5 protein-coding genes and 1 pseudogene are annotated in these 4,777 nt (G+C 73.7%); 3 read left to right on the top strand and 3 right to left on the bottom strand.

Annotated features, from left to right (window positions below; genetic code table 11):
- Nucleotides 1–17: 17 nt before the first annotated feature.
- A complete protein-coding gene (locus tag ABD437_RS25150; RefSeq protein WP_344651387.1) occupies nucleotides 18–374 on the bottom strand; it encodes a hypothetical protein in 357 nt (118 codons plus the stop codon).
- A gap of 108 nt (nucleotides 375–482) precedes the next feature.
- Nucleotides 483–1,118 (bottom strand): alpha-ketoglutarate-dependent dioxygenase AlkB, encoded by a 636-nt coding sequence (locus ABD437_RS25145; RefSeq protein ID WP_344651386.1) that lies wholly within the window; start codon nucleotides 1,116–1,118, stop codon nucleotides 483–485.
- A gap of 165 nt (nucleotides 1,119–1,283) precedes the next feature.
- Here ABD437_RS25145 and ABD437_RS25140 point away from each other — a divergent pair, with 165 nt between their 5' ends.
- A complete protein-coding gene (locus ABD437_RS25140; protein ID WP_344651734.1) occupies nucleotides 1,284–2,108 on the top strand; it encodes a class I SAM-dependent methyltransferase in 825 nt (274 codons plus the stop codon).
- 149 nt (nucleotides 2,109–2,257) lie between these two features.
- Nucleotides 2,258–3,529 carry an MATE family efflux transporter gene (locus tag ABD437_RS25135; RefSeq protein WP_344651733.1) on the top strand — a complete coding sequence of 424 codons (1,272 nt, stop codon included), beginning with the start codon at nucleotides 2,258–2,260 and terminating at the stop codon, nucleotides 3,527–3,529.
- A gap of 7 nt (nucleotides 3,530–3,536) precedes the next feature.
- On the opposite strand, the gene ABD437_RS25130 is transcribed toward ABD437_RS25135, so the two are convergent.
- On the bottom strand, nucleotides 3,537–4,427 hold the full coding sequence (locus ABD437_RS25130; protein ID WP_344651385.1) for a WD40 repeat domain-containing protein: 891 nt from the start codon (nucleotides 4,425–4,427) through the stop codon (nucleotides 3,537–3,539).
- A gap of 22 nt (nucleotides 4,428–4,449) precedes the next feature.
- Here ABD437_RS25130 and ABD437_RS25125 point away from each other — a divergent pair.
- Nucleotides 4,450–4,777, top strand: a pseudogene (locus ABD437_RS25125) (hypothetical protein); the annotation flags it as partial.

The raw sequence follows: 4,777 nt of genomic DNA, 5'->3' as shown, positions 1-4,777 counted from the left end.
AGCCGCCGGCGCTCAGGTCAGCAGGCCCGCCGTGCCCCCGTGAACCGCCGCCCCGGCTCGAGGTTGGCGACGCGCCCCTTCGCCGGGACCCGGAGGCTGAAGCTGGTGTTCGTGTCCAAGATGACCGCGAACGAGTTGTTGTTGTAGACCGATCGAATGATCCGGACCGGTGAGATCCGCTCCGAGCCGCAGTCCCCCGGCAGGTAGCCGATCTCGTGCCGCCGCCCGTCGCCGTCGGCCTGGCGGTAGAGGCAGACGGTCTGCCCGTCGCATTCCCACGACCTGTCGACGGCCGCCGCGGACGCCGCGGAGCCCGACGCGGTGATCGCGACGACCGTGCCGACGATCCCGAGCCATCTAGTGACTGTGCGCATTCGTGTTGCCCCCCGTAGTGAACCAACTTGGTACGGGGGGAAGGTATAAAGCTGGTCCGCGCGCTATCAAGGCGCCATGACCTGCGAAAACGTGGAATCTTATCGGGATCAGGCGACGTCGACCGGGCGGAACTGGACGCTGACCCGAGGGCCGGAGGCGCGGGTGGTCTTGGGGACCGAGTGCTCCCAGGTGCGCTGGCAGGAGCCGCCCATGACGATCAGATCGCCGTGGCCGACCGGGAAGCGCAGGCTCGACCCGCCGCCGCGCGGGCGCAGCAGCAGTGGGCGCGCCGACCCGAACGAGACGATCGCGACCATCGTGTCGCTGTGGGCCGAGCGCCCCAGCGTGTCACCGTGCCAGGCGACGCTGTCCCGCCCGTCGCGGTAGAGGCACATGCCCGCGGTGACGAACGGCTCGCCCAGCTCGTCGGCGTAGTACTCGGTGAGCTGCTCCCTGGCGTCGGTGAGCAGCTCGTGCGGGAGCACCTCCCCGGCGCCGTACCAGCGCAGCAGCCGGGGGACCTCGACCTCGCGGTCGTACATCTCGCGCCGCTCGGCCCGCCAGCCGACGTCGGACAGCAGTGTCTGGAACACCGCGTCGGACCCGCGCACCCACCCCGGCAGGTGATCCACCCACGCGCCGGCCGACAGCTCGTGCCGCCGGACCCGCCCCTCGAGCGGCCCGAGCCGGGCATCGGTGTCAGCGAGCTCCAGGATCGAAGGCTGGTACGCGATCGCGGTCATGGCGTTCACTCTACTTCATTTTTCGAACGCCCGTGCGAATGTACCCCGCGCGCCTGTGGATACGGACCGTGGTGGAGCCGCTACGCCGCCCGGGTGAAACTGGATACCCGAGTGATTTCGCTGTGATCGGTATGACATTTTCGTGTCGTGACAGCGAACGGCGATATCGACGACTACCGCAGCCTGAACCGGGCGAGTTGGGACGACCGCGCGGCGGCGCACGCGGCGTCCCAGGACTACGACGTCGACCGGTTCCGGGTCGATCCCACTTTCCTGAGCCGGGTCGTGCAGTTCGACCAGGAGCGGCTCGGGGACGTCGCCGGGCTCGACGGGCTGCACCTGCAGTGCCACATCGGCACCGACACCCTGTCGCTCTCGCGGCTCGGCGCGCGGATGACCGGCCTCGACTTCTCCGGTGGGTCGCTCGCGCAGGCCCGGAGCCTCGCCGAGGAGACCGGAGCGCAGATCGAGTACGTGCAGTCCGACGTGTACGAGGCGGTCGAGGCGCTCGGCGCCGAGCGGTTCGACTTCGTGTTCACCGGCGTCGGCGCGCTCTGCTGGTTGCCCGACGTGCGGCGGTGGGCCGCCGTCGTCGCGCGGTTACTGCGTCCGGGTGGGCGGCTGTTCATGCGCGAGGGTCACCCGGTGCTGTGGGCGCTCGACGACGACCGGCGCGACGGCCGGCTCGTGCTCCGGTACCCGTACTTCGAGCGCGCCGAGCCGGTCGTGTGGCACGACGAGGGCACCTACGTGCAGACCGACACGCAGTTCATCAACAACACCGTGCACAACTGGAACCACGGTCTGGGTGAGGTCGTCACCGCACTGCTCGAGCAGGGGCTGACGCTGACGCAGCTGGTCGAGCACGACTCGGTGCCGTGGGAGCCGTTCCCCGGGCTGATGGAGAAGACCGGCGGTGAGTACCGGATGGCCGACCGGCCGTGGCGCGCGCCGATGACCTACACCGTGCAGGCCGTCAAACCCCGGTGACCCTTCCTGGAGGCGCCGGAGGCGACGGCGCGGGGAGCGCCGCCGACGGTGCCGCCCGGAGCGCGGCGGAGCGCGCCGGGGAGGGCAGCGCGGCGGAGAGCGCCGGGGACGGCGGCGCGGCGGGGACGGCGCCGCCGGCCGGGCGCGTCGTGCGACTGGCCGCGTCGGCGTTCGTCGTCCTCGCGGCCGAGCCGATCTTCCTGCTCGTCGACACCGCGGTCGTCGGTCACCTGGGCCGGGTGGCGCTGGCCGGCCTCGGCGCCGGCGGCACGCTGATGGGCCTGCTCGCGATCGTCGGCACGACGCTGGCCTACGGCACCACCGGCCGGGCCGCCCGCTGGTTCGGCGCCGGGCAGCGGGACCGGGCCGTGGGGGAGGGCGTCCAGGCCTCCTGGCTGGCGTTGCTGATCGGCGGGGCCGGCGTGCTCGCCGGTCAGCTGCTGGCGCCGTGGGCCACCCGGCTGATCGCCGGCGACGGTGCGGTCGCGGACGCGGCCGAGTCATGGCTGCGCATCGCGGTCCTCGGCCTACCCGGCATCCTGCTGGTGTTCGCCGGCAACGGCTGGCTGCGCGGCGTCCAGGACACCCGGACGCCGGTCGTCGTCGTGGTCATCGCGAACGTGGTCTCGGCGGCGGCGTCGCCGGTGCTGGTGTACCCGGTCGGGCTGGGCCTGGAGGGCTCGGCCTGGGCGAACGTCGTCGCGCAGTGGCTCGGCGGCGGGCTCTGCCTGTGGGCGCTGGTGCGTGAGCGGGTGCCGATGACGCCCCAGTGGTCGGTGATGCGCCGCCAGCTGCTGGTGAGCCGGGACCTGGTCGTGCGGGCCGGGGCGTTCCAGGTCGCGTTCCTCACCGCGGCGGCCGTGGCGGGCCGGGCCGGAGCCGCGCAGTTGGCGGCGCACCAGGTCGGGCTCCAGCTCTGGAACCTGGCCGCGCTGCTGCTCGACTCGTTCGCGATCGCGGCCCAGTCGCTGGTCGGGGCCGCGCTCGGCAGCGGGGACGTGGGCGCGGCCAAGGCCACCGCCTGGCGGGTCGGCCGGTTCGGCCTGGTGGCCGGGGTGGCGTTCGCCGGGGTGTTCGGGCTGGCCTGGTTCGTGGTCCCCGCGGTCTTCACCGACGACGACGCCGTCCGTGGGCAACTGGGCGTGCTCTGGCCGTTCCTGGTGGCGATGGTGCCGATCGGCGGCGTGGTGTTCGCGTTGGACGGCGTGCTGCTCGGCGCCGGGGACAACGCGTTCATCCGCAACGTGACGGTGGGCTCGGCGTTGCTGGGCTTCGTGCCGGTGACGGTCGCGGCGGCGGTGTTCGGGTGGGGTCTGGCCGGGGTGTGGGCCGGTCTCGCGGTGTTCATCGCGGTGCGTTTCGCGGGCATGACGTGGCGCACGCGCTCCGGGGTGTGGGCGCGCGTGGGAACCTCGATCTGACCCGTCGTCAGATCGGGTGGACGCGGGCCGTGGTGTCGTGGCTCCCGGTCACCAGGGCGCGGGAGTCCGGTGCGAAGGCCACCGACGTCAGCGCCGCGGCGTGGCCGCCGATCGGGGCGGTGAGGGCCCGGCCGCTCATCACGTTCCAGAGCCGCGCCGTGCCGTCGATGCCCGCCGTGGCCAGCGCCCGGCTGTCCGGGCGGAACGCCACCGCGGTGACCGCGCCCGAGTGACCGGCCAGGCGCTCGCCGAGCGGACGCCCGCTGTCGGCCTCCCAGAGACGGGCCGCGCCGTCGACGCCCGCGGTGGCCAGGATCCGCCCGTCCGGGCTGAACGCCACCGCGTGCACGAGACCGTGGCCGGACAGGCTCGCGAGCTGCCGGCCGGTCTCCACGTCCCAGATCCGGACCGTCTGGTCGAAGCTGCCGGTCACGACGCGACGGCCGTCCGGGTGGAACGCGACCGCGCGGACGACGTCGGTGTGGCCGGTGAGGGTGCCCACGCACGAGCCGGAACGGATGTCCCAGAGTCGGACGGTGTGGTCGAAGCTGCCGGTCGCGATGCGGACGCCGTCGCGGTGGAAGGCGACCGCGCGGACCATGTCGGTGTGGCCGGTGAGGTTCGCGAGTTCGGTGCCGGTGGCGGGGTTCCAGATCCGGACGCTCAGGTCGTCGGACACGCTGGCCAGGCGGGTGCCGTCCGGGCTGGACGCCAGCCCGTTGATGCGTGCGGTGTGGCCGGTGAGGGTGACGATGCGGCGACCGGTCGCGAGGTCCCAGATGCGGATGGTGCGGTCGGCTCCGGCGGTGGCCAGGCGGGTGCTGTCCGGGCTGATCACCAGGCTCGACACCGGGCCGTCGTGGCCACGGAACTCCACGGATTCGCCGGTCTGGTGCATGGTTCGCACTTGAACGGTCGGCTTGCCGCTGACCGGGGCGGCACTGACCGGGACCGCGCTGACCGGCCGCGCACTGACGGGCTGGGCGCTCAAGGGCTGGGCGCTGACGGGCTGGGCGCTGACCGGGCGGGGGCTCACGGCGGCCGCTCCCACGGCGGCGCTGCTGACGGGGGCCGCGCCCACCGCCGGGCCACTGACCGGAGCTGCTCCCGCGGCGGGGCCACTGACCGGCGCGGCTCCGGCGGCGGGGCCACTGACCGGGGCCGCGCCGGCGGCGGGGCCGCTCACGGGGGCTGCCCCGACGGGGTGGCCGAGCGGGGCGGCTCCGGCGGCGGGGCCGCTCACGGGGG

The sequence above is a fragment of the Cryptosporangium japonicum genome (assembly GCF_039524755.1).
GTDB classification, from domain to species: Bacteria; Actinomycetota; Actinomycetes; order Mycobacteriales; family Cryptosporangiaceae; genus Cryptosporangium; species Cryptosporangium japonicum.
This window is presented reverse-complemented; position numbering and strand designations above follow the sequence as displayed.